This window comes from Candidatus Synechococcus calcipolaris G9, from assembly GCF_029582805.1.
Lineage (GTDB): Bacteria > Cyanobacteriota > Cyanobacteriia > Thermosynechococcales > Thermosynechococcaceae > Synechococcus_F > Synechococcus_F calcipolaris.
The window spans coordinates 125,145-144,900 of the sequence record NZ_JAKKUT010000005.1; the positions used below are offsets into that span (position 1 = coordinate 125,145).

Annotated in this window: 22 protein-coding genes; 14 read left to right on the plus strand and 8 right to left on the minus strand. The window is 50.1% G+C overall.

Annotated elements, in window-relative coordinates; translation table 11 throughout:
- Positions 1–22 precede the first annotated feature (22 nt).
- Positions 23–754, plus strand: coding sequence for a glutathione peroxidase (locus L3556_RS13040; RefSeq protein ID WP_338405745.1), 732 nt, complete (start codon positions 23–25; stop codon positions 752–754).
- Between the two features lie 216 nt (positions 755–970).
- Here L3556_RS13040 and L3556_RS13050 read toward each other — a convergent pair whose 3' ends face one another.
- The 4 genes from L3556_RS13050 to L3556_RS13065 form a co-directional block, all read right to left on the minus strand.
- Positions 971–1,357: a DUF1823 family protein gene (locus L3556_RS13050; protein WP_277867770.1), complete on the minus strand. Its 387-nt coding sequence runs from the start codon at positions 1,355–1,357 to the stop codon at positions 971–973.
- Between the two features lie 11 nt (positions 1,358–1,368).
- On the minus strand, positions 1,369–1,674 hold the full coding sequence (locus tag L3556_RS13055; RefSeq protein WP_338405746.1) for a hypothetical protein: 306 nt from the start codon (positions 1,672–1,674) through the stop codon (positions 1,369–1,371).
- A gap of 38 nt (positions 1,675–1,712) precedes the next feature.
- Complete coding sequence (locus tag L3556_RS13060) at positions 1,713–2,078, minus strand: response regulator transcription factor (protein ID WP_277867772.1); 366 nt, start codon at positions 2,076–2,078, stop codon at positions 1,713–1,715.
- A 99-nt stretch (positions 2,079–2,177) separates the two neighbouring features.
- A complete protein-coding gene (locus L3556_RS13065; protein WP_277867773.1) occupies positions 2,178–3,944 on the minus strand; it encodes an alpha/beta hydrolase in 1,767 nt (588 codons plus the stop codon).
- A 192-nt stretch (positions 3,945–4,136) separates the two neighbouring features.
- Between L3556_RS13065 and ilvN the strand changes: the two genes are divergently transcribed.
- Genes ilvN through L3556_RS13085 form a run of 4 tightly spaced genes read left to right on the plus strand, consistent with a single transcriptional unit; the run spans position 4,137 to position 6,892 of the window.
- The gene (gene ilvN / locus L3556_RS13070) at positions 4,137–4,655 is read left to right on the plus strand and encodes an acetolactate synthase small subunit (protein WP_277867774.1); all 519 of its coding nucleotides are present in this window, start codon (positions 4,137–4,139) and stop codon (positions 4,653–4,655) included.
- Position 4,656: 1 nt separating this feature from the next.
- A complete protein-coding gene (locus tag L3556_RS13075) occupies positions 4,657–5,871 on the plus strand; it encodes an ABC transporter substrate-binding protein (RefSeq protein WP_277867775.1) in 1,215 nt (404 codons plus the stop codon).
- 24 nt (positions 5,872–5,895) lie between these two features.
- Positions 5,896–6,276, plus strand: a complete 381-nt coding sequence (locus tag L3556_RS13080) for a DUF6464 family protein (protein ID WP_277867776.1) — start codon at positions 5,896–5,898, stop codon at positions 6,274–6,276.
- On the plus strand, positions 6,263–6,892 hold the full coding sequence (locus L3556_RS13085) for a ribonuclease HII (protein ID WP_277867777.1): 630 nt from the start codon (positions 6,263–6,265) through the stop codon (positions 6,890–6,892). Before L3556_RS13080 ends, L3556_RS13085 begins: the two co-directional genes overlap by 14 nt.
- Positions 6,893–6,938: 46 nt before the next feature.
- On the opposite strand, the gene L3556_RS13090 is transcribed toward L3556_RS13085, so the two are convergent.
- A complete protein-coding gene (locus L3556_RS13090; protein WP_277867778.1) occupies positions 6,939–7,205 on the minus strand; it encodes a ssr2422 family thylakoid membrane protein in 267 nt (88 codons plus the stop codon).
- 246 nt (positions 7,206–7,451) lie between these two features.
- Here L3556_RS13090 and L3556_RS13095 point away from each other — a divergent pair, with 246 nt between their 5' ends.
- The 7 genes from L3556_RS13095 (at position 7,452) to recF (ending at position 16,214) form a co-directional block, all read left to right on the plus strand.
- Positions 7,452–7,973 carry a hypothetical protein gene (locus L3556_RS13095; RefSeq protein WP_277867779.1) on the plus strand — a complete coding sequence of 174 codons (522 nt, stop codon included), beginning with the start codon at positions 7,452–7,454 and terminating at the stop codon, positions 7,971–7,973.
- 216 nt (positions 7,974–8,189) lie between these two features.
- The gene (locus L3556_RS13100) at positions 8,190–8,672 is read left to right on the plus strand and encodes a GNAT family N-acetyltransferase (protein ID WP_277867780.1); all 483 of its coding nucleotides are present in this window, start codon (positions 8,190–8,192) and stop codon (positions 8,670–8,672) included.
- 120 nt (positions 8,673–8,792) lie between these two features.
- The gene (locus L3556_RS13105) at positions 8,793–8,957 is read left to right on the plus strand and encodes a hypothetical protein (protein WP_277867781.1); all 165 of its coding nucleotides are present in this window, start codon (positions 8,793–8,795) and stop codon (positions 8,955–8,957) included.
- Positions 8,958–9,084: 127 nt separating this feature from the next.
- A complete protein-coding gene (locus tag L3556_RS13110; RefSeq protein ID WP_277867782.1) occupies positions 9,085–13,725 on the plus strand; it encodes an EAL domain-containing protein in 4,641 nt (1,546 codons plus the stop codon).
- A 53-nt stretch (positions 13,726–13,778) separates the two neighbouring features.
- Complete coding sequence (locus L3556_RS13115; protein WP_422110787.1) at positions 13,779–14,657, plus strand: ABC transporter permease; 879 nt, start codon at positions 13,779–13,781, stop codon at positions 14,655–14,657.
- Between the two features lie 5 nt (positions 14,658–14,662).
- Positions 14,663–15,010: a divalent-cation tolerance protein CutA gene (gene cutA, locus L3556_RS13120; RefSeq protein ID WP_277867783.1), complete on the plus strand. Its 348-nt coding sequence runs from the start codon at positions 14,663–14,665 to the stop codon at positions 15,008–15,010.
- 73 nt (positions 15,011–15,083) lie between these two features.
- Positions 15,084–16,214: a DNA replication/repair protein RecF gene (gene recF, locus L3556_RS13125; protein WP_277867784.1), complete on the plus strand. Its 1,131-nt coding sequence runs from the start codon at positions 15,084–15,086 to the stop codon at positions 16,212–16,214.
- Positions 16,215–16,324: 110 nt separating this feature from the next.
- On the opposite strand, the gene rpsN is transcribed toward recF, so the two are convergent.
- Positions 16,325–16,627 (minus strand): 30S ribosomal protein S14, encoded by a 303-nt coding sequence (gene rpsN, locus L3556_RS13130; RefSeq protein WP_277867785.1) that lies wholly within the window; start codon positions 16,625–16,627, stop codon positions 16,325–16,327.
- Between the two features lie 304 nt (positions 16,628–16,931).
- Between rpsN and L3556_RS13135 the strand changes: the two genes are divergently transcribed.
- On the plus strand, positions 16,932–17,117 hold the full coding sequence (locus tag L3556_RS13135; protein ID WP_277867786.1) for an NblA/ycf18 family protein: 186 nt from the start codon (positions 16,932–16,934) through the stop codon (positions 17,115–17,117).
- A 221-nt stretch (positions 17,118–17,338) separates the two neighbouring features.
- Here the strand turns inward: L3556_RS13135 and L3556_RS13140 are convergent, their stop codons facing one another.
- Both L3556_RS13140 and L3556_RS13145 read right to left on the minus strand, forming a co-directional pair.
- Complete coding sequence (locus L3556_RS13140) at positions 17,339–17,686, minus strand: hypothetical protein (RefSeq protein WP_277867787.1); 348 nt, start codon at positions 17,684–17,686, stop codon at positions 17,339–17,341.
- A gap of 478 nt (positions 17,687–18,164) precedes the next feature.
- On the minus strand, positions 18,165–18,821 hold the full coding sequence (locus L3556_RS13145) for an ABC transporter ATP-binding protein (RefSeq protein WP_277867788.1): 657 nt from the start codon (positions 18,819–18,821) through the stop codon (positions 18,165–18,167).
- A 23-nt stretch (positions 18,822–18,844) separates the two neighbouring features.
- Between L3556_RS13145 and L3556_RS13150 the strand changes: the two genes are divergently transcribed.
- Positions 18,845–19,744, plus strand: a complete 900-nt coding sequence (locus L3556_RS13150; protein WP_277867789.1) for a Sll0314/Alr1548 family TPR repeat-containing protein — start codon at positions 18,845–18,847, stop codon at positions 19,742–19,744.
- Positions 19,745–19,756 lie beyond the last annotated feature (12 nt).

Consider the following 19,756-nt stretch of genomic DNA (forward strand, 5'->3'; position numbering starts at 1 on the left):
ATAACCTTTTAAGGAGATGCAGATGTTGGTTAATCGTGAAGGACAACGGGTTCCCCAGGTAACATTTCGGACTCGCCAAGGGGATCAATGGCAAGATGTCACCACCGATGAACTGTTTGCCGGTAAAACCGTGATTGTCTTTGCCTTGCCAGGGGCCTTTACCCCCACCTGTTCCTCGACCCATTTACCGGGCTATAACGAGCTTGCGCCTGTCTTTCACAAAAATGGCGTAGATGACATTGTTTGCCTGTCCGTGAACGATACCTTCGTCATGAATGAGTGGGGAAAAAGCCAAGAAGCGGATCATGTTCGCCTCATCCCCGATGGCAATGGTGAATTTAGTGAAGGGATGGGGATGCTAGTGGATAAGGAGGATCTCGGTTTTGGCAAACGTTCTTGGCGATACTCCATGCTGGTTAAGGATGGTGTCATTGAAAAAATGTTCATTGAACCGGAAGAACCGGGGGATCCCTTTAAGGTATCTGATGCGGAAACCATGTTGAACTACATCAATCCCCAAGCCCGCAAACCATCCTGTGTATCCCTATTAACCAAGCCCGGATGCCCTTACTGCGCCAAGGCTAAGGCCCTGCTCACGGAAAAAGAGATTACCTATGAAGAAATTGTCCTAGGGCAAGATGCCACAATTCGTTCCCTGCGGGCCATGACTGGGGCTACCACCGTTCCCCAAGTCTTTATCGACGGTAAATTGATTGGGGGGTCTGAGGCCCTAGCAAGCTACTTTGGGGATTAAAATACAAACTTTCACCCCATCGGTTGATGGCAATGATCACCATAAACAGGGTTAATGGTGAAATCAAGAAAGTTACGGGGATTCCCCATGTCCATGTACACTGAGTCCTTGAAACGGTCATTGTTTTTGACAGTCTGTGCCTTGACCGTGTCAGTTTTTCTTTCGTTCCTGATGGCACTGTGAACGGATGAAAATATCCCATCCCGATGGGGGATGTCAACCCTCTGCTTGGCTGCGTAGGTAGGCTAAGAGCCAGTTTGCGGCGGTAGCCCGGCGGGTTAGGCGGGGGTTGAGTTCCTGGACACTATAACCCTCAAACCCCAAGTCTTCCTTCAGGAGTTGCTTGTATTGTTGGGGAATGGAGCGGGTCAACTTAACCGTTGCGGGGCGACTACCGATAAAGTCCGGTGGCTCAGGGTAAGTAGTACGCCAATCCTCGGCCACATCAGTAATATCCCAGGCATTATTCGCGGCATCGTAGCGGTAGCCAAGGGCCCACCAGACCAACTCATTGACGGTTTCATCGCCCAACTCATTTCTTAAAATCTGCCAAATTGTGGATGGGGTTAGGGGCAACAGGGATGGGTCAATCATATCTGGCATGATTTGGATGATTATTTGCTGCTACACCACCATTGGCGATCGCCGATGGATAGACTTTCATTATAAAGCGTCAAGATCATGATTACCCCCGTATCCAGATGACGCACCGCGTAGGAGGGATGCCCCTTAGCTGCCAGATCCGGTGTCAACCGGCGGCCAATTCTGCGCCAACTGGGTTCCTTACTCCGCCAGGCAATACGACAGCAGGGCCAAGGCAACTGTTCTCGGTCAAAGAGACGACAGCAGGGCCCCTGCACCTCATAGCAAAAATGCTTACCAGGGCTATAGAAAATATGTCCGCAGGGCCAAGGATGCACAATCAAAGGGGGGCGAGAAAATTAAAGTAAAACTCAACTTAGGTCTTGAGTAATTCTTTGACCTTCGCAATCAAATCCCCTGGCTCAAAGGGTTTAGTGATATAGGCATCAACCCCTTGTTTTTTACCCCAGTGAATATCAAAATCTTCACTTTTCGTGGTACACATGATCACCGGCACATCCTTGGAGGCCGCCTCCCCCTTGATCCAACGACACAGTTCGTAGCCATTCATGCGCGGCATCACCACATCTAAAACCACTAGATCGGGACATTGGGCCTTGATTTTTTCTTGGGCAATTAACCCATCCTCTGCTTCGACCACTTGTAGCCCTTGGCTTTGCATGATCTCAACAATCATTGCCCGCAATGTGGGGCTATCATCAACAACCATTACTGTTGCCATACTACTCCAGTTTGGTGCTGCCAATAACTAGGACGATGTATATATTAAATGGAATTTTCCACTCATGGTTAAGGGTATCATTTCTGGAGCCATCCCGCTCTATCTCTCGGTCGGATTAACGGGGTAGAACAGGGCGGGGAAGGCCGAAATGGGTGGCCCCTCAAGGATGGGTTGACTTAGATCTTGGCTGAGATTCAAAGGTTGATCCCTATGACTCAAAGCTTGGGCAGCGGCGGCGGTTAGAAAGGCCCGATCCTGCTCCTGATTAAGAAGATGGGTTCGCAAAAAGGCGAGGCTCATGGCCATCAGATAGGCCCGAGACCTCGGCGTAGAACCAATCAGGGCCCGGGGAATGGGCATTGCAGCAGTATTGGGCAAGGATTCGCCAATGGTGGAAAAGTGGGTGGCATGATCCACTAGCACGAGGTAGCGATCGCCACTGGTCAGCCAGGTAAAGGGGTACACCTGTTCTGAGACGGGCGGGGCAATGGCATCGGCACTTCCGGCCATAATCATGACAGGGGTTTCAATGGCGGCCAGACTGGCGGGACTAAAGACCGCACTGGTAATGGGATTAACGGCTAAAACGGCCCGAACCCGGCGATCGCTGAGATGATAATTTCGATGGGGCAGAGTTGTCGCTTGGCATTGCAAAATCAGGGAGATATTTAAGGTAGTAGCAATATGGGCGGGACATATCTGGTGAAGATGGTCAAAATCTAAGCTGGCTCCCGCCAGGGTGAGGGCCGTATAGCCACCAAAGGATTGGCCAATCACTGCAACCCGATCCAAATCCAGCCGCCCTGGCCAAGGTTGCAGTTGACTGGGAAATTGATGCAATTGATCTAAAATAAACGTCACATCTAGGGGGCGATCTAAAAATTCCTGGGCCGCGGTATAGGCCGTTGTATGGCCGGCGGGAAAGGAGAGTAAACGTTCACTGGAACTACCCGGATGCTCAAGGGCAAGAACAGCAAACCCGTGGGAAGCCAAATGGCGACCCAGGTAATGATAGCTATAGCGATCGGCCCCCAATCCATGGGAAATGACCACCACCGGCACAGCTTGACTGAACTGGTTTGGCGACAGCGTCGGTAAGTAGAACGTAGCCTTTAGGGTGCGGGCATGGCCCGTCAATTGAAGACGGCGTAGACTCTGATCCGTCATTGTCCAAGGCATTTCAATCCATCGCAGTGGCCCCAACTCCGTCAGGGATTGCACCATGGGAACGGCTCCATGAACCGCAACAGCCTCTATATTGGCTTGGTAGCGCACCGCATCTAAAACCGTTTGGGTCTGGAGAATCAGCTCCTGGAAATTTTTCAGAATACTGAGGCCCTTGGCTAAATCCACCCGTAGGGAGGAAGACGGGTAGTGGCGAATTATCGTCAGGGCCGTTAATCCATCAGAGTCAGCGGCGGCTAGAATTAATGCAGAGCGTAGGGCATAATTATTCCCGCGACGAGATCCCGTTTGCATCACGTCGCCAATTTGGGCCAGGAGTTCTTCCCCAAGGGGAGAATAGAGCAATTGGGCCACAGCAACGGGGGAGAGTGTTAATTTTTCTTGCAGGGACGAACGAATTTGCCGCCGATGTTCAGGGGGTAACAGACGCAAATAGGCCCGTAATTCCGACGAAGCCTGTCCCGTTGCTGCGTAGTCTTCTAGGTCATTAAGATCCACCGATCGCTCTAGAAAACCATAGCGAAAAACCACTTGATCCGCTGCCGAAACCGGCATTGCTACAACCATAGACAGCAACAGTCCAAGTGCCCCCACAGTCCAAGGAAGCGGTATGGAATGGATGGATTGCCGACTTTGAACCATCGTTGATGAACCATAGCGGACAACGGCAAGGCGAATCACAGCACCTCTTCGTCACCTCTCAGTATAGACCTGCCTTTTCTAGACGACCATAGCTCAAAATACCGGTGAAGAATATCTAGCAAGGCAATAGGTAAAATCTGCTACAATTCGATAATCACTTCATCTATTTTGATGATAGTAACCTTACCCCTCTAGATTGATTGAATTGATCAGAAACGCTGTCACAACGCTATGAAACATACATTATCGGTATTGGTGGAAGATGAGGCAGGGGTACTCACCCGTATTGCCGGACTCTTTGCCCGACGGGGCTTTAACATTGAGAGTCTTGCCGTGGGCCCGGCGGAGCAGTTGGGAATTTCCCGGATCACCATGGTGGTGCCTGGGGATGATGGGATTATTGAACAACTAACGAAACAACTCTACAAGCTCATCAATGTCCTCAAGGTTCAGGATATTACCACCACCCCCTGTGTGGAGCGGGAATTAATGCTTCTCAAGGTCAATGTAGCCCCAGGAAACCGATCAGAAATTTTAGAATTAGTTGAAATTTTTCGAGCGAAGGTGGTGGATGTATCTGAGGATTCTTTAACCATTGAGGTTTCTGGGGATCCAGGCAAAATGGTGGCGATCGTGCAAATGCTCAGTAAGTTCGGTATTCGGGAAATTGCCCGCACCGGTAAAATTGCCCTAGTGCGGGAGTCCGGTGTCAATACTGAGTATTTGAAATCCCTTGAGGCCCGGTTGTAAGTTGAAGATTCGCCGGTTTACCTTTCTAGGGCTGGGTTTGCCCGTTCTCCTAGGGGCGATCGCCCTGGGTTTAGGGGCTTGCAACTCTCCGCCAACGGATCGGGCAACTAGCGATTCCATTCCCCTGGGGGTGGCCCTAGCCCAGTCTGGCAATGCGGCCTTGTTTGGCCAGGAGGCGGTGCAGGGGGTTCAGGTGGCCGAACGCTGGATCAATGAACAGGGTGGTATTGATGGGCGATCGCTGCGTTTAGCTCTCCAGGATACGGGCAGTGACGAGGCCGGGGCAGTGAATGCCTTTCAGACCCTAATTAACCGCGATCGCGTTGTTGGTATTGTTGGCCCCACCCTTTCCCAACAGGCCTTTAGTGCGGATCCCATTGCCGACCAAGCGGGAGTTCCGGTCATTGCCCCCTCCAATACAGCGGCGGGTATTCCCCAAATTGGTGAATTTATTAGTCGGGTATCGGCCCCCGTGGCGGTTGTGGCTCCAACGGCCTTGGCGGCGGCCCTGAAGATCAAACCAGATATTCAGCGGGTGGCGGTGTTTTTTGCCCAGGATGATGCCTTTAGCCGCTCCGAAAGTGAGATTTTCCAGCAAAGCATCAGGGATTTGAATCTAGACCTAGTAACGGTTCAGCAAACCCAAACCAGTGATACGGATTTCCAGACCCAGATCAACAACACCCTCAACCTCAATCCCGATCTAATTGTGCTGTCCACCTTGGCGGCGGATGGTGGTAACTTAATTCGGCAGTTACGGGAACTGGGCTACGAGGGTCTGATTCTGGGGGGGAATGGCTTAAATACCATGAACGTATTTCCGGTGTGTCGCCGTTTTTGTGATGGGGTGCTGGTGGCCCAAGCCTATAGTCCAGCCTACGAGGGGGCAATGAATGTGGCCTTTCGCCAAGCCTTTGAGGCCCAATTCCAGCAAACCCCCTCCCAATTTAGTGCCCAGGCTTTTACGGCGGTTCAGGTCTTTGCCGAAGCACTCCAGGTCTTGGCTCGTCAAGAGGATTTAAGTGCGCTACCCTTGGATGAACTGCGTCAAAAGCTGAATCAGCAACTACTGATGGGTCGCTATGAAACCCCCCTAGGGGAGTTAAGCTTCTCACCGGAGGGAGAGATTGATCAGAAGCAGTTTTATGTGGGACAAATTCAGATGGATGAGGATGGCCGGACGGGGCGCTTTACCCTGCTCCAAAGTACGGATTAAGGCTTCTAGTTACTGCGATCGCCTATGGCTGCTGTTGATTTACCGACGGAGTTACATTTAATTCATCCCCGCCGTGTCCTGGGTCATGTCTACTTAGATTGGATGCCCCAGCCCGGCTGTTTAATCCATCATCAGGGATCCACCTATACGGTACTGGAACGCCGCCATCGCTATCAATTGCGGGCCAGTCGCTACCAATTGGAAAAAATCACCCTCTATCTCCAAGTGTGTGAATTTAGGGGCGATCGCCACAGCTACCAGGGAGAATGGATTTTGGGAGATCCCAACTGCCAATTTAGTGCCCACTCCAGCCTGATTCGCTGCGCGGTTAATCCCAGCGGCCCCTGCGAGGGCTGCCCCCAGTTTCAACCGATTGCGATTACCCCTGAGGATGAATCACCCTAAAAAATCCCGTTCCCCCCTAATTCTTCCCTCCCTAGTTCAGGAACAAGACCATTGGCAGCAGGGCCGCGATCGCATTGCTGGCGTGGATGAAGTGGGGCGAGGTTGCTTGGCGGGGCCTGTGGTGGCAGCGGCCCTTATTTTGCCCAAGGGTTGCGCCATGATTTCCGGTGTCCAAGACTCAAAAAAGGTATCTCCCTCCCGACGTTCCCGCCTAGATCCGCTGATCCGACAGCAGGCGATCGCCCTGGGGTTTGGCCTAGCTACGGTGTTAGAAATTGAACAACTCAATATTTTGCAGGCCACCTATTTGGCGATGAAACGGGCCCTAGATCGGGTCAGCCCCTGGGATCATGCCCTCATTGATGGCAAATTGACGGCGGATGCTGGATTTTCGGCAGTAACGGCCATCGTTGGCGGCGATCGCCATTGCTATAGTATTTCCTGTGCGGCCATTGTGGCGAAAGTTCGTCGCGATCGCTTGATGGTTCGCCTTGGGGCGCGGTACCCCGGCTATGGCTGGGAGCGAAATATGGGCTACGGGACAAAGGAACATTTTCAAGGGATTAAAGCACTGGGCCTGACTCCCTGGCATCGTCGTACCTTTATTCACGTTTGAGTGTAGCCTTGTTTTAAGTGCGAATTTGATCCAGTTCCAATCCCTATTACCCTCCCTGATGGGCGATCGCCGTTACCAAAGCGGTAATTGCCGGTGAAAGGCTCGAAAGTACCACCACTGACGCTGAAGCAATAATAATCGTGGTCGCCATTCGTACCATTGCCTCAGAGCCTTTCTGGTAGGCCTCAAACCGTATCCCTTGCTCTTTCACATCAGCCTCAACCCTATCCAGCCGTTGATTGACCTTGCCAATGTCCATCCTGAGAGCTTCAAACTCACTCAGAACCTTGACTTGAAATTCTTGCTCACTCATAACCCATCTCCTAGAGGTTTATGGCACTTGTGGGCAGGATGTTCCTTGGAACTTTATTCAGCACTACAACGAAACATTGCATTTGGAGGTAGCAATGGCATGAGTCGCTTGTTTCTCTCTATCATTTATAAAAATAGACTACCCCAGCGTTTTAATATCTCAGTAATTTGCGATAGCATCATATTAAATATGTAGTACAATCAATCGTTATGCTTTTAGTGCTTATGTAAGGAGAAAACTATATCCATGAATACTAAAATTAAGTGGCTCATCCACGATAATTATTATTGTATTGTCTTGAGCATATTTATAATCTTGATTATTTTTGTGCCTGTTCTTTATGTATGTGGCAAAGATTGGAAAGTTCTTCTTACACTCGTCGGCAGTTTGCTCTCATTCTTCTATTTTCTTCAAAAGCAACAGCTTGATGAAGCCAAATTTCTCAATGAATTGTTCATCCAATTTAATCAAAGATATGATCGCCTAAATGAAGAAATGAATGATATTCTTGCCAACGATAAAATATCAAAAGAAAAAGAATTGGAAGACAATGAAATTGATACTCTCAATGATTACTTCAATCTCTGTGCGGAAGAATATCTGTTTTATCGAAGAGGTTATATTTATCCCGAGGTGTGGAAATCTTGGGTAGCTGGAATGAACACTTTCTACGATGATAATAGAATTCAGAAATTATGGTTAAAAGAGTTGAGTGCACAATCTTATTACAGCTTTAATGTAAGTAATGAAATCAAACAATTGCCTTAAAGAGTTAAGCATAACAAATAGTGACTATTTGGTTTGTGCAGGTGAGTTGACTGTTTCAGATTATTTTCCATTGCTGTAAAATATTATCGATGTGTTCGAGGGTAAATGAGGGTTCTGTCTAGATACATATATCTTCTTATGGTTCATAAGTGAAGATGCCCAGTTATCAGCAGCCGAAATAGATATACTGCAACAAATGTCGTGTTTGGGAAAATAATGGAGCTACGTTTCGCCACTTCCGATGATCTGGAGTTGCTGCGTCACTGGGACAATCAGCCGCATGTCGTAGCTGCAGACCCAAACGATTATTGGGACTGGGATGTAGAACTTGGTAGGTCGCCCGATTGGCGAGAACAGTTTATCGCGGAGGTTGACGGTCGGCCGGTCGGCTTTCTCCAGATCATTGATCCGGCTTTGGAGGAAACACGCTACTGGGGTGATGTCCCGCCCGGTCTTCGCGCAATTGATATCTGGATCGGCGAGGAAAACGACCTCGGAAAGAGCTATGGAACGAAGATGATGCGCCTGGCGATCGCTCATTGTTTTCAGTATCCGGCGGTGTCTGCGGTAATTATCGATCCTCTTGCCAGTAATATCCGGGCACATCGCTTTTATGAGCGACTGGGGTTCCAGTTTGTTGAACGCCGTCGCTTTTGTCAAGACGAGTGCTTTGTTTACCGCTTGGGACGCTGCCAATAATGTTTAAGCCGCCCAACCAGGTTTTGCAGCAGACCTTCAGCGATTGGCATGCGGCTGTATCCCAAGCGTTAGTCCGCCATACCAACCTCAGCACATCAGGAGAAGAAGCAGAATGAGCGTATGGCTACAATTGTCAATAACCTTACTGTTCTGGCGATCTCCGCCGCCAAGGATGTCCGTCGATTCGCCCCCACGGGTGTGGGGACAATGCAGGGAATTTATCTCTATATTTTTTGTATCCTGTACAAAAATGCAATACCCCTAAACCTTAGGACAAGAATTTAATACTTGGCAATAGACAATAAAACTGTCGCAATTTTAGCAGCCTTGTATTCTTAATTACGTTAAGGTGGTAGGCAGTCTTAAAGCAATTATTTTTACTCTTGGCGATCCTTCTCCACATTCATGGCAAATGTCCAACAGTCCTTTACTTCCCCTATTGGTTCAACGTGCCGGGGCTTCCATGGTTTCAGCAACGGATGTCCTCCTAGACACAGTACTTAACTATAGTAGTGAAGGCATTTTTCTGGTTGGCGTAGAGCCAACACAGCAGACTCCAGCCCATCCCTATCATTTTCGCATTCTCGCCATTAATCCACCGGGGCGGCAGTTACTCGGCTTAGATAGCTTGATTCCCCTAGGGGGCGAACTCCACCAGTCCTTACCAGGGGATTTGGGGGTTTGGCTGGAGGCCCAATTACACCAATGTTGGCAGCAGGGAACCACCCACCGCAGTGTTAGCCTATCGGTCTCAGTGACGCTGGTTCCGTTCTTTAACCATGGGGATGAGTCAGGCTTTATTGTCGGTCTTTGTCAGCCCGTATTGTTCCCGGCACGGTTAATGGAAAATCCTGGCCGGCTGGGGCAACTTCTAGATATGTTACCCGGTCTCGTTTTTTCCTTTCGGAATGTACCGCCTTGGCCGATGCAGCATCTCAGTCAGGGTTGTTATGGGGTGACGGGCTATACCAGTGCTGAACTTCTATATCGCGGCGGCGGTGGTTTTAACCAGATTACCCATGCCCAGGATCTACCCCAGGTACTCCAGACCATTGATATGGCGATCGCTGAGCAAACCCCCTACGAAATTGAATATCGTCTCTTTTCTAAGGATGGTCAACTCCGCTGGGTACGGGAACAGGGGATGCCCGTGCTAGGAGAAAATGGCGAAGTGGTGGCGGTCGATGGTTTTATTGCCAATATTACGGATTGGAAGCAACTGCACCAGGCCCTTCAGGATCCCTTGCAGGGGGTAGCGGCCGCCGTAGGGGATGATTTTTTCCGGAATTTAGCCCTTTACCTGAGCCAAACCCTAGAGGTGGACTATATCTTGATCTGTGAGTTGGCTGAAGCAGATATGGTAACAACGATCGCCCACTGTCATCGAGGTCAAATCGAAGCCAATTTCTGCTACAGCCTCAGGGATACCCCCTGTGAAACAGTGGTCAACAGTCCCGGAGCCTGCCTCTATGCCAACGATATTCAAAACCGCTACCCCAAGGATCAAAGTCTGCGGGAGATGGGAGCCGAAGCTTACATTGGTGTCCCCCTGCGGAATGCCCTCGGCGAAACCCTGGGACTGATCGTCGTCCTCCATGGCCATCCCCTAGAGAATTTATCGTTTATTGAAGCCCTGCTGCAAATTTTTGCCTCCCGCCTCACCGCCGAATTGGAACGCTGCCGGGGTGAGCGGATTTTACAGGCCGCTGAAGCCCGTTGGCGATCGCTGGTGCAACATGCCGCCGATCTCATTTCCATTCTGGACGCGGACAGTTTGGTTCGCTACCACAGTCCTGCCCTTACTCGGCTATTGGGCTATGACCCAGAGGAACTCATTGGTCAGGAGGCTCTGCGCTTCATACATCCCAATGATCTGCCTAGGATGCAGAATCAGTTTAAGCACCTCTTAGCCAACCCCAGCCAAATAGTGTCCCTAGAATTTCGCTATCGTCATCGCCAGGGCCATTGGTGTCACTTGGCCGCTACCGCTCAAAATTTATTGGCAGACCCCACCATTCGTGGCTTAGTGATTAATAGCCGTGACATTAGCGATCGCAAGCGGCAAGAGACTAATCTACGGGATCAAATTCAGTTTGAGCAACTCATTACCACCCTCACCACCCAATTTATTAACCTACCCCTGGAAGACATTGATACCGGCATCGAGGCGGTCTTAAAAGTGACCGGAGAATTTACCGCCGCCGATCGCAGTTACGTCTTTCAGGTGTGTGAACCCAATTCCTACTGCGTCAAAAACACCCATGAGTGGTGTGCCCCAGGTATTGAACCCCAAATTGAGAATCTACAATATTTGCCCCTAGAGGAGTTTCCCCTTTACCGCGAAACATTTTTAGAGATGCGGCCCCTGATTCTGACCGCCGTAGATGAACTGCCGGAGGATGCCCCGGAACGACATCAACTCGGGGTTCAGGACATTCAATCCCTGATTGTATTGCCCCTAGGCCAAGCAGATCACTTTACCGGCCTCTTGGGTCTAGACTATGTTCAGTCTAAAGTTGACGATTTAGAAGCTCTTTTACCCCTGATGCAGGTGTTGGCGGAGGTTTTTACCAATGTCTTCGAGCGGCAGCGATCGGAGGCGGTGTTACGGGAAGCGGAGGCCAAGTATCGCAGCATTTTTGAAAACGCTGTGGAAGGAATCTTTCAATCAAGTCCTGATGGCTGCTACCTGAGCGTGAACCCGGCCCTAGCCCGGATGTACGGCTACGACTCCCCCGAGGAACTAATCGCCTCTCTCAACAATATTGGCCAGCAACTCTACGTGGATCCAAAACGACGTAGTGAGTTCATCCATGCCCTAGAGCAAGAAAGTACCCTGTCCAATTTTGAATCTAGGGTCTATCGCAAGGATGGCACCATTATTTGGGTCTCTGAACATGCGCGGGTGGTACGGGATAACCAGGGCCAGGTGTTGTACTACGAAGGCACCGTTGAAGATATTAGCCAGAGCAAGGCCGCAGAGGTCAAACTACGGCAAACTACATCGGAATTGGAAGCCATTTTTCAGGTACATCCAGACCTTTACTTTCGCATGGCCGCCGACAGCACGATTTTGGATTACAAGGGTGCCAAGGATTCGGATCTGTATGTCTCTCCCCAGGATTTTCTGGGGCGACGCATGGTGGAAGTCCTTCCCACCGAGGTGGGGGACATTTTTCGAGGGGCGATGATTCAAGTTTTAAGGGGTGAGACCCCTGTTTTGATTGAGTATGCCCTGCCCTACCCGGAGGGACCGCAATACTTTGAGGCGCGGCTCTTACCCTTTCCCCCCAATCAAGTGGTTACGTTTATTCGCAATATTAGCGATCGCAAGCAAACGGAAGCAGAACTGCGTCAGGCCGAAGCCAAGTATCGCAGTATCTATGAAAACGCCACCGAAGGAATTTTCCAGTCCAACCTAGAGGGAAATTACCTGAGTGCCAACAATGCCCTTGCCCGCATTTATGGTTACGATTCCCCCGAGGATCTGCAAGCAAACCTGACGGATATTGCCGCCAGCCTGTATGTTGACCCCAACCGCCGCCATGAGTTTACCCGCCTATTGGTGGAGCAGGGCAGTATTACGGAATTTGAATCCCAGGTCTACCGTAAAGATGGCCAGATTATTTGGATTTCCGAAAATGCGCGGGCGGTTTACGGTGCCCACGGGGAACTCCTCTACTTTGAAGGCACCGTGATTGATATTACGGAGCGGAAGCTGTCGGAAAATACGATCCATTACCAGGCCTTCCATGATCTGTTGACGGGCTTACCCAATCGGGCCCTCTTTGACGATCGCCTCCCCATTGCCCTGGCCGATGCCCGCCGACGCGGGGATTTAGTGGCTGTCATGTTCTTGGATTTAGATCGGTTCAAGACCATTAACGATACCCTGGGCCATGCCGTGGGCGATCGCCTGTTGCAGGATGTGGCGGAGCGGATTTCCCATTGCCTCAGGGAAGTGGATACGGTGGCCCGTTGGGGCGGGGATGAATTTACCCTATTGCTGCCCCACTTGCGCTATCCCGATGATGCCGTCATTGTCACCGAACGCATTCTCCATGCCCTCAAGCCCGGCTTTTATCTAGAAGGCCACCATCTCCATGTCACCACCAGTATGGGCATTGCCCTCTATCCCGGCGATGGAACCGATCCCGATACCCTACTCCGCAACGCCGATGCCGCCCTCTATCGCGCTAAGGAATCCGGTCGCAATAATTATCAGTTCTATACCGCTAATCTCAATTCCAGCAGTTCCGAACTGTTGCGCCTGGAAAATCAACTCCATCAGGCCTGCGATCGCGATGAATTGCGACTTTACTACCAGCCCCAAATCGCCACCACCAGCGGCGATGTCACTCACCTAGAGGCCCTGGCCCGCTGGCAACACCCCGAACACGGCCTCCTCAGTCCAAAGCATTTCATTGCCATTGCCGAAGAAAACGGTTTAATTGTCAGTATTGGTGAATGGGTACTGCATCGGGCCTGTCAAGATTGTAGCCATTGGCAAAACGAAGGTTTGGGCGGGATTGGTGTATCCGTAAATCTATCGTCCCGTCAATTTTTGCATCCCAACCTAGTAAACGATATTCGCCATTGCCTGGAAACCCATCGCCTTTCCCCCCACCTGCTGACCCTGGAAATTACGGAAACCATTGCCATGCAGAATCTAGAGATGACGAAAGGGATTTTGATGCGGTTGCGGGATATTGGTGTAGGCATTGCCCTGGATGATTTTGGCATGGGATATTCTTCCCTGAGCTACCTCAAGCAGTTCCCCCTCACCAGCCTGAAAATAGATCGCTCCTTTGTTCAAGATTTAACCGAGAATGATCAGGACGTGGCCATTGCCCGCGCCATTCTTGCCCTGGGTAAAGGCTTAAATCTCAATGTTGTGGCAGAAGGGGTGGAAACCGTTGAGCAATTGGACATTCTAAGGGAACTGGGCTGTGATCTTATCCAAGGCTTCTTCTATTCCCGGCCCATTCCCTACGATCGCCTATTCCTTTGGTTGCAAACCTATAATAATAAATTGAGTAATCAAATAAAATAAATCGAGAAGGGCCTTCGTCCTTTACTTGTCCTAATTTTTGTATCTGAAAATCCATGAGTTCTCCCCTTCTCTCCTTCGACTCAAAAAAAATAACCGCCCCAGATGCAGAAATGCCGGGTCTAATTTCAGGGGAATTTTTTCAAGAAACCTTAGCCCTGACTCGCAGGCTGTTTATTCAGTTACAGCGTCGTCCTTCTACCCTCATTGCCGGGATTATTCAACCCCTGATGTGGTTGATCCTCTTTGGGGCCCTGTTTCAGAATGTTCCCCAGGGTCTTTTTGGCGAAAGTGAAAACTATGGCCAGTTCCTCTGTGCTGGGGTGATTGTCTTTACCGCCTTTAGTGGTGCCCTGAATGCCGGCTTACCGGTGATGTTTGACCGGGAGTTTGGTTTTTTGAATCGGCTGCTGGTTGCCCCCTTGGCCTCACGGTTATCCATTGTCTTGGCCTCGGCCCTATTTATTACCAGCTTAAGTTTAATTCAGGTGGCGGCGATCGCTAGTCTCGGCTATTTTTTAGGGGCGGGTCTACCGGCTCCCCTGGGACTATTACTGGTCATGGCGATCGTCCTCTGTTTAGTGCTAGGGGTGACTGCCCTGAGCTTGGGATTAACCTTTGCCTTGCCCGGTCATATTGAGCTATTGGCGGTTATTTTCGTCATTAATTTACCCCTCCTCTTTGCCAGTACGGCCCTCGTTCCCCTCACCTTTATGCCGGGATGGTTGCAATGGGTCGCCAGTTTGAATCCCCTCAGTTTTGCCATTGAACCCATTCGCTATCTCTACCTCCACCCCGATTGGACCTTTGCCAGTGTGGTGATGGCCGCCCCCTGGGGAGAGGTGAGCCTCGTCCAAGCCCTAGCCCTTTTATTGGGGTTTGATCTGGTGGTATTGGTGAGTATTCAGCCCCTCCTTCGCCGCAGTCTTTCCTGAAGCCTATGGAATCTCAACAGACCCATCCAGCGGATTCCATTGCGGATCGCTTTATTGTTGTCATGGTGACAACGGCCTCGGAGGTGGAAGCCCAGGGCATTGCAACGGCCCTCGTGAATGAGGGGTTAGCGGCCTGTGTCAACTTTCGTGAGGTGCAGTCCATTTATCGCTGGAAAGGGGATACCTGTCATAGTAGGGAGTGGCATCTATTCATTAAAACAAAATCCGCAAAATTTGATGCCCTAGGGGCGCGGATCCAGGCCCTCCACCCCTACGATGTACCGGAAATTATTGCGGTGCCGATTGTGCGGGGGGCCCAAACCTACTTAGATTGGTTAGATCAAGAAACATGATCCCCATAATCCTACCCTCGATGACCTTACCCCCAATGATCTCATCCTCAATGAACTTATCCATTGTTGTTTGGTGTACTTAAATCATTTATTGCTGCAAAACTTTCGTAATTATGCCTACCAAGACGTATCGTTTATTGCCCCGAAAACGATCCTAGTGGGGGATAATGCCCAAGGGAAATCCAATCTCCTTGAAGCCGTTGAGTGGTTAGCCAGTTTACGATCCCATCGCACTAGCCGCGATCGGGATTTAATTCAGCAGAACACCGACTACAGCCACATTTCAGCGGGAATTCAACGGGATAGTGGCCCCCTCGATCTATCCGTCACTCTACGGCAAACTGGACGGCGATCGCTGATGGTGAATAGTGAGCGAGTGCGGCGTAATGTAGATTTTTTAGGTCACTTAAATGCGGTGGAGTTTTCCTGCCTAGATATGGAACTGGTGCGGGGCAGTCCAGGGGAGCGGCGAGATTGGTTAGATCGGGTGTTAATTCAGCTTGAACCCATTTATGCCCACCTCCTCCAGCAGTATCAGAAGGTCTTACGTCAGCGCAATGCCTTTCTGAAGCAATCCGTACCCCATCCCCCGGAGGCATCCCAGTTAGCCCTTTGGAATCAACAATTGGCGATCGCTGGTACTCGATTAATGCGACGACGGCATCGACTAATTCAGCGGTTAACGCCCATTGCCCAACATTGGCACCATTGCTTAAGCCAGGGCTGTGAAATTCTCGGGATTCATTACCAATCCCATGTCCCCATCCAGCTAGACACAACCGAGGCGATTTTAGAAAGTTTTTATGAGCAGTTTCAACGCCGGGCGATCGCGGAACAACACCAAGGAACCAGTTTAGTCGGCCCCCACCGCGATGATGTTAGCTTAGAGATTAATCAAACACCGGCCCGGCAGTATGGCTCCCAGGGACAACAGCGCACCCTGGTTTTGGCCCTTAAGTTAGCGGAATTGCATTTAATCGAGGAGGTGATCGGCGAAGCTCCCCTGCTATTATTGGATGATGTCTTAGCGGAACTGGATTTACATCGACAAAACCAGCTTTTAGCCACCATTGAACATCGATTTCAAACGATCATTACCACCACCCATCTGGGAAACTTTACTGCCCCCTGGTTGGATGCGGCCCAACTTTTAACGGTGCGATCGGGCAAAATTGTGGAATATACAGATACTAGGACAGGCTAAAATTTTCCTGTTAATATATTAAAATTTTATCAGGATATTAAAATGCTTAAACTTGCATGTTGTTGAATATTTGAGCGTGCAATGTCCGTATATTGCCCTAATTCAAAACCTTACCAACTGGACTTGACCACTCCAGGTAGTAAACCTTGATGAGCCATATCCCGCAGCGCATTGCGGCAGAGACCAAAATCACGGAAGTAGCCCCGGGGACGGCCAGTTAACCAGCAACGGTTCCGTAGACGAGTGGGGGAGCTATTGAGGGGTAGGCGTTGCAATTGCCGATGGAGTTCTAAATTTTCCTCGGGGGTTTCCGCCATGGCCAATTGTTCTTTAATGGCCTGACGCTTTTCCGCGTACTTGTCCACTAAACGCTGCCGCTTCTTTTCCCGCTCAATCATACTTTTTTTGGCCATGGAGGTGATGCTATCCTTCTACATTTTGTTAATTCAGCATTTTTTATCTTAACAAGCTACCCTCAAAAATGGCAAATTTCTCGCTCGAGCCTATGCACCTTGCACTAAAATCCCCCTATTTTGACCCGTAATCAGCGATCGCTATGGCAGAGTTTAGAAAAACTTAAGGAATAATTCGGCAAAATGTTCAAGCCGAACATCATCTTCTTGATAGCAGTGTTATCCATTGAGTGGCAACTTTGTCAATCATTTGTTATATTTTGTAACATCTAGAGACGACAATGTTCTTAGAGGAGAATAAGCTATGGATTCAAAGTTTCCTGAACTGAGTGTCGATCTCAGCTACGAGCAGCAGTTTCAAATGCGCCTGATGGAAGAACAGGTGGATACCATGAGCCACCAGCAAACCCGGGATCTGCTCTTGCAGGCATCTCGACTGCTGATGATGAAGGACAATGTGATCCGTTCCCTAGTGCGACGTGCTGCCTAGTTGATCTGTGACGTGTTTTATTTGGGACGGACGACCTCCCTCTCTCGCTAGGGTTCCCCACCGGGAAAAAAGCAGGGGACACGGGGCCGCACCACCCAAATACAGCAGACCTTTCCTAATGATCTACTCCAGGGAGCCTGAAAATTATTTCCGGCGAATCACATCACCCACCACATTTACACAACACATCCATAAAACATCAAATACACAACACGTCATAGCTAATAGCTAAAGGCCATCATGGGTGTGGCAGCCATAACGTCCTGAGGAGCCTTTCCTGTGCGCTTGAGTCCCAATATCCAAAAAATTTGATCTTCTACTTTTTTCATTTGATCGGGTTGTTTGGCTTGGGCCAGGACTTGGTGAGAGAGTACCAGTTTCTCCAATTCATTGATCTGGTCAGCAATATCTTCTTCATCCAGGTACAGGCTTTCAATCACTGCATTTAAGTCAATTTCGGGATCAGCCACCAGGCAAGCACCCTCGGCAACCACGGATTTCAACTGGGATTGGGATGTCCGTAGCAAGCGACGAATGTAGTAAACGGTAACAGGCAACAAAAGTTTCATCGATCCCCCCTAATTAAAGAGTTACTTTAAGAAATAGATTTAATGTGTTCATCAGCAAAAAAAACAAAACCGTGATGGTTAAATATCTTCAGAAAATTTGTCTATCGAGGGAGAAGTTTCGTAATAGTTCTTAACAACTCATCGATAATCTGAAGTTATCTGTAGAACATATTTCAATATTATGAATGTCGTCCCGGAAACAGCATCCGTAAATTTACCTAGGGATCGTCATCGACAATGACTGGGATCACACAAACCCAGTGATTTACAGCCTTAGAGGAAAATGCTAAGAATCATGAATAAAACCAGGATGAATGTTAAATACCTGCAATCTTTAATTCGCTAGATGAAGATAGATGACCAGTGATCCCAGGGCATGGTAGTCATTACCACAGAAATAGTTACAGTCTTTAATATTCACAGTCCTTGGTAGCCATTGAGATATTCCTAGGGTGTGGGGAACGTAAGGGGAAAGTCTTTAGGGTTTGAGGCAGGAAGAAGGGGATAGGGGGATCGCCTCTAGGTGGCCCTGGGTGAGTTGCCAGCAGCGATCGCTAATGGGGAGTAACTCCTTGGCTTCGTGGCTAACGACCAATAAACTCCAATGCTGTTTTAGGCGACCGAGGACGGTAATCAATTGTTGCCGCATAGACCAATCCAGTCCGGCGGTGGGTTCATCTAGGAGGAGTAAATAGGGCTGGCGAATGAGCTGGACGGCTAGGGCGAGGCGACGTTGTTGACCGCCACTGAGGGATTGGGGACGGCCGTGGAGGGGGAGGTGATCTAAGCCCACATCGGCAAGGGCCCTGTCAACCCGATCGATCCCCACGTCGGGATGGCCAAAGCGAATTTCTTCTAAGATGGTACTACCGCAAAAATAGCGATCGGGAAACTGAAAGACTAAGCCAGCCAACTGCTGTAACTCTAGGGCTGAAAGGTCTTGATTTTGCCAAGAGATGGTTCCCCGATGGGGTGTGGCTAACCCCGCTAGAATCTCAAGTAAGGTGCTTTTCCCGGATCCGCTCGGGCCGATAATCAACCCCAATTCTTGGGGCCCTAGCTCTAGGGTCAACTGATCCAAAATGGGCTGGGGGGTGGCCGGGGGATGATAGCTAATATTTTTAAGGGAAAGCAAAGTAAACTCCTGGAGGATGATCAATGCAGCCGCACGGTTCCATTTCCATCATGACCCGTTGTTGTCGGGCCGCTGTCTTGGCGATCGCCCCCTGGATCATGACGATTCCTGCGTGGGCGGCGGATCCATTTCGTTCCGGAACGCAGGCCCGGCCAATTTCCGATCAAACAGAAGCAGTTTTTGAGGCTATCTTCCGTGATGGTCATTATCGCAAGGGAAAAGACTTATTGCCAGCGGCCCTCCAGAGCGATCGCCGCGAACCCCTCACCCTCACCCTTGCGGCGGGAATCGCCTACCTAGATCAGGATTGGGAAACCTATCGTCAGTTTAGTGAACAAACCCTGCGGGCCGCCCAAAATCTGGGCGATCGGGATCCCCTGCGGAGCAATTTATATCAGGCTGTGGGACATTTTTTACTGGCGGCCTACGAAATTTCCGATGCTGGGGCTGGGCCCTTTTTAGGGGCATCGGCGGCCCTGTTGCGGGTACAGCAAATGTTTCGATTCCTTGACCAAGCGGAGGCGATCGATGCCAATGATCCAGAACTTAATTTGATTCGCGGCTATATTGAGTGGGGCGTTGCCAATAACATCGGTTTTTTTGATAGTGAAGCAGCGGTACAGCGACTTCAGAACCGCGCCGCTCCCACCTATCTCAGCTACCGGGGAACGGCCCTAGCCTACCGGGATTCTAACCAACTGCCCCTGGCTCTAACCGCTGTGGATCGGGCCCTAGGGGCAGCCCCCCATAACCCGGAGTTGCTTTACCTGAAGGCTCAAATTCTCAGAATGTCGGGAAACTATGAAAACAGTCGCTCCTACCTGGATCGGGCCCTGGCCCAACGGGATCAATTACCCAGCGAGGTCGTGCGGGAAATGTTGGCCGCCAGTCAGGAAATCGATGCCATAGTGGAGCGCCAGTGAACCCTGCCTGAT

What these genes read in the sequence shown, in the direction of transcription:
- L3556_RS13135 (WP_277867786.1), top strand. Translation starts at nt 16,932, where the DNA reads ATGGATTCAAAGTTTCCTGAACTGAGTGTCGATCTCAGCTACGAGCAG.
- L3556_RS13100 (WP_277867780.1), top strand. Translation starts at nt 8,190, where the DNA reads ATGGAGCTACGTTTCGCCACTTCCGATGATCTGGAGTTGCTGCGTCAC.
- L3556_RS13050 (WP_277867770.1), bottom strand. Translation starts at nt 1,357, where the DNA reads ATGCCAGATATGATTGACCCATCCCTGTTGCCCCTAACCCCATCCACA.
- L3556_RS13090 (WP_277867778.1), bottom strand. Translation starts at nt 7,205, where the DNA reads ATGAGTGAGCAAGAATTTCAAGTCAAGGTTCTGAGTGAGTTTGAAGCT.
- rpsN (WP_277867785.1), bottom strand. Translation starts at nt 16,627, where the DNA reads ATGGCCAAAAAAAGTATGATTGAGCGGGAAAAGAAGCGGCAGCGTTTA.
- L3556_RS13105 (WP_277867781.1), top strand. Translation starts at nt 8,793, where the DNA reads ATGGCTACAATTGTCAATAACCTTACTGTTCTGGCGATCTCCGCCGCC.
- cutA (WP_277867783.1), top strand. Translation starts at nt 14,663, where the DNA reads ATGGAATCTCAACAGACCCATCCAGCGGATTCCATTGCGGATCGCTTT.
- L3556_RS13150 (WP_277867789.1), top strand. Translation starts at nt 18,845, where the DNA reads ATGCAGCCGCACGGTTCCATTTCCATCATGACCCGTTGTTGTCGGGCC.
- L3556_RS13085 (WP_277867777.1), top strand. Translation starts at nt 6,263, where the DNA reads ATGAATCACCCTAAAAAATCCCGTTCCCCCCTAATTCTTCCCTCCCTA.
- L3556_RS13110 (WP_277867782.1), top strand. Translation starts at nt 9,085, where the DNA reads ATGTCCAACAGTCCTTTACTTCCCCTATTGGTTCAACGTGCCGGGGCT.
- L3556_RS13080 (WP_277867776.1), top strand. Translation starts at nt 5,896, where the DNA reads ATGGCTGCTGTTGATTTACCGACGGAGTTACATTTAATTCATCCCCGC.
- L3556_RS13095 (WP_277867779.1), top strand. Translation starts at nt 7,452, where the DNA reads ATGAATACTAAAATTAAGTGGCTCATCCACGATAATTATTATTGTATT.
- ilvN (WP_277867774.1), top strand. Translation starts at nt 4,137, where the DNA reads ATGAAACATACATTATCGGTATTGGTGGAAGATGAGGCAGGGGTACTC.
- L3556_RS13140 (WP_277867787.1), bottom strand. Translation starts at nt 17,686, where the DNA reads ATGAAACTTTTGTTGCCTGTTACCGTTTACTACATTCGTCGCTTGCTA.
- L3556_RS13115 (WP_422110787.1), top strand. Translation starts at nt 13,779, where the DNA reads ATGAGTTCTCCCCTTCTCTCCTTCGACTCAAAAAAAATAACCGCCCCA.
- L3556_RS13060 (WP_277867772.1), bottom strand. Translation starts at nt 2,078, where the DNA reads ATGGCAACAGTAATGGTTGTTGATGATAGCCCCACATTGCGGGCAATG.
- L3556_RS13040 (WP_338405745.1), top strand. Translation starts at nt 23, where the DNA reads ATGTTGGTTAATCGTGAAGGACAACGGGTTCCCCAGGTAACATTTCGG.